This is a genomic window from Neisseria sp., from assembly GCF_041804105.1.
Taxonomy (GTDB): domain Bacteria; phylum Pseudomonadota; class Gammaproteobacteria; order Burkholderiales; family Neisseriaceae; genus Neisseria.
In genome coordinates, this window is record NZ_JBHCJY010000029.1 from 1 (window position 1) to 3,276 (window position 3,276).

General features: G+C 56.3%; 1 protein-coding gene and 3 pseudogenes. 1 reads left to right on the top strand and 3 read right to left on the bottom strand.

Annotated elements, in window-relative coordinates; translation table 11 throughout:
• The 3 genes and pseudogenes from ACEYDX_RS03070 to ACEYDX_RS03080 form a co-directional block, all read right to left on the bottom strand.
• Positions 1-267: pseudogene (locus ACEYDX_RS03070) on the bottom strand (glycosyltransferase family 1 protein); the annotation flags it as partial.
• Positions 268-280: 13 nt separating this feature from the next.
• Positions 281-2,170 (bottom strand): annotated as a pseudogene (gene purL / locus ACEYDX_RS03075) (phosphoribosylformylglycinamidine synthase); the annotation flags it as partial.
• Positions 2,171-2,345: 175 nt separating this feature from the next.
• Positions 2,346-3,097 (bottom strand): IS5 family transposase gene (locus tag ACEYDX_RS03080; RefSeq protein WP_373740571.1). Its coding sequence is split into 2 segments (ribosomal slippage): positions 2,346-2,761 and positions 2,761-3,097, totalling 753 coding nucleotides; the frame shifts between segments, so codons are not numbered across the junction.
• Between the two features lie 64 nt (positions 3,098-3,161).
• On the opposite strand from ACEYDX_RS03080, the pseudogene ACEYDX_RS03085 reads away from it, so the two are divergent.
• Positions 3,162-3,276: pseudogene (locus ACEYDX_RS03085) on the top strand (IS5/IS1182 family transposase); the annotation flags it as partial.

Genomic DNA, 3,276 nt, shown 5'->3' on the forward strand with positions numbered 1-3,276 from the left:
ATGGTCGGGACGAACCTGCTGCATCAGTTGGCGCAGGGCGATTAGGGTTTTGAAATCTTCCACCGGATTGGTGCCCGTACGCTGCATCGGGACATCATGTACGATTACACCGTTGTTGCGCAGTTTTTCCAAGGTGGGCGGGCTTTCGGTAATGCCGGGGGCGGCTACGTGTACTTCTAATCCTTTTGCTTGTATGGCGCAAATCAAATCCCAGCGGAAATTGATTAGGGAGTCTGCATAGCCGGCAATCAGTAAAAATTTTTTCATATTCTGCTTTGGGGTAAAACGGGTTGTTGATTTTTTCAGACAGGCATACGGTATGGTCGCTGCGGGTGGTTTTGGGCGGTTTGCCCAGCAGCACGTTCAGAGGCAGATCGACGGGATGGTTGCCGTACAGGTCGTCGCGCACTTACAGACGGCCGTCGACGGTGGCGGGGCCGACCACGGCGAAGGGGCAGCGTTCGCGTTCGCAGATGGCGCGGAAGGTGTCCAGATCCTGTTCCAAAATGGACAAAACGTAACGTTCCTGCGCTTCGTTGCACCAAATCTGCATGGGCGAGAGGCCGTGTTCTTCCAGCGGCACGTCGCGCAGTTGGAACACCGCGCCGCGCCCCGCGTCGTTGACGAGTTCGGGGAAAGCGTTGGAGAGGCCGCCCGCGCCGACGTCGTGGATGGCGATAATCGGGTTGGCTTCGCCGAGCTGCCAGCAGCGGTCGATGACTTCCTGCGCGCGGCGTTCGATTTCGGGGTTGCCGCGCTGCACGGAATTGAAGTCCAAATCGGCCGCGTTGCTGCCGGTGTCCATAGAAGAGGCCGCGCCGCCGCCCAAACCGATGAGCATGCCCGGGCCGCCGAGCTGGATTAAGAGTGCGCCTTCGGGGATTTCGTTTTTGTGGGTTTGGCCTGCCTGAATGTTGCCCAGGCCGCCGGCAATCATAATCGGCTTGTGGTAGCCGCGCATTTGGCCGTCGAACCGCTCTTCAAAGGTGCGGAAATAGCCGAGCAGGTTGGGGCGGCCGAATTCGTTGTTGAACGCCGCGCCGCCGATGGGGCCTTCGATCATGATGTCCAGCGGCGAAGCGGTGTGGCCGGGCTTGCCGTAGGGTTTTTCCCACGGCTGCGGCAGTTCGGGGATGTTGAGGTTGGACACGGTGAAGCCCGTCAAGCCGGCTTTCGGACGCGAACCGCGCCCCGTTGCGCCTTCGTCACGGATTTCGCCGCCCGCGCCGGTGGCCGCGCCCGCAAACGGGGCGATGGCGGTGGGGTGGTTGTGGGTTTCCACCTTCATCAGGATGTGGGTGTCTTCTTCGCTGAAACGGTAGGCTTGGTTTTCGCCCGCGCGCGGGTAGAAACGCTCGATTTTCGCGCCTTCGATGACCGAAGCGTTGTCCTTATAGGCCACCACCGTGCCTGCGGGGTGCGCTTCGTGGGTGTCGCGTATCATGCGGAACAGGGATTTGGGCTGCTTTTCGCCGTTTAAGATGAAGTCGGCATTGAAGATTTTGTGGCGGCAGTGCTCGGAATTGGCCTGCGCGAACATCATCAGCTCCACGTCGCTGGGGTTGCGGTTCAAGGCTTGGTAGTTTTTAACGAGATAATCGATTTCGTCGGGCGAAAGCGCCAGGCCCATTGCGGTGTTGGCCTTGAGCAGCGCGTCTTTGCCGCCGCCGAGAATGTCCACCGTATCAAAGGTTTTCGCTTCGGGATGGGCGAACAGCGCGGAGGCCGTCTGAAAATCGGGCAGTACGCTTTCGGTCATGCGGTCATGCAGCAGCGCCGCCCATTGCGCTTTCTGTTCGTCGTTCAGACGGCCTTTCAGCCAAACCGCCGTGCCGCGCTCGATGCGCTCGATTTCAGACAGGCCGCAGTTGCGCGCGATGTCGGTGGCTTTCGACGCCCACGGCGAAATCGTGCCGATGCGCGGCGTGACGAGGAAGAGGTGCAGGCCGTCTGAAACCGCGGGTGTTTCGGTTGCCGAACGCGCATCAAGCAGGGCCTCGAGTTTCGCCGCCGAAGCCGCGTCCAAAGCAGCCGCAGAGGCGGCGAAATACCAGAATTCGCTGTCCAACTCCGCCTGCGGCAGGCCGAGCACGGCGGCTTTCTGCTTGAGTTTTTCAACACGGAAATCGGAAAGGGCGCGCGCACCGCGCAGGGCTAAAACGACAGACATAAACCGGCTCTCTCAAAACGTGGGGAAATGGCGCGATTATACGCGCAAACCATCGCGGCCGCTTGGAAAAATCGGCCTTTCGGGTTGGCTTGCGTTGCGTTTTCAGACGGCCTGAGACCTTTGCAAAAAAACCAAAACTCCTCTAAATTCTCCTAAGGTCTGTCGACATTCATATTTATCGCAGTCCCAACAATGTAGCAGCGAGGTAAATATTGGCTGAAAACGACTCGTCCGTCTTCTCGGAGCGCATCGCAATCTTTTTAAACTCTTTGAGCCTGCAAAAGAAATTTTCAACAAGATGCCGCCAACGATACATAATTTTGTCGAAATGACGCAAATGCTTCCGACTCCTGCGTGGCGGAATAACCACTTTACTCCCCCTTTCGGTCAACTCTTCGACCAGCCAGTCGGCATCAAAGGCTTTATCCGCCAATAAAGCATCAAATTCCTTATCTTTAATCAGCGGTTCTACGCCGCAAATATCGTTGCGCTGTCCGGGCAGGAGTGTGAAGTCCACCAAATTGCACAAAGCATCGGTCATGACAAGGATTTTGGTCGTCATTCCGCCTTTGGATTGGCCGATTGCCTGATTCGAAGTCCCCCTTTTGCGCCCTGACCGTGGCGGTGGACTTTGACGATTGTTCCGTCTATGCAGATATATTCCATATCGGCATCTGTGCACAGTGTTTTGAAAATATGGGTGAAACGGTCTGCCAGAACCCAGCGGCGGTAGCGTTTGTGGATACTGTTCCAATTGCCGAATGCGGCAGGCAGATCCCGCCACGGGCTGCCTGTACGGACTATCCACAATACGGCTTCGATAAACAAACGGTTATCGGCAGCGGTACGCCCTGCATCGCTTGCTTTGCCTTGGCATAGGGGTTCGATTTTTGCCCATTGGGCATCGGTGAGAGAGTATCTGATCATAAGCGAATGATATATTAGAATTTTAATTGTCGACAGACCCTAAAGAATTCAGAGGAGTTTTTTTATGAGCAGCTTTTTCCACCAACAAGCCCAAATCATGATGAGCAAACATATCGACAGCTACCCGTTGCTCAAAATTAACCAGCTACTCGATTGGCAGCCCATCGAACAACTTCTCA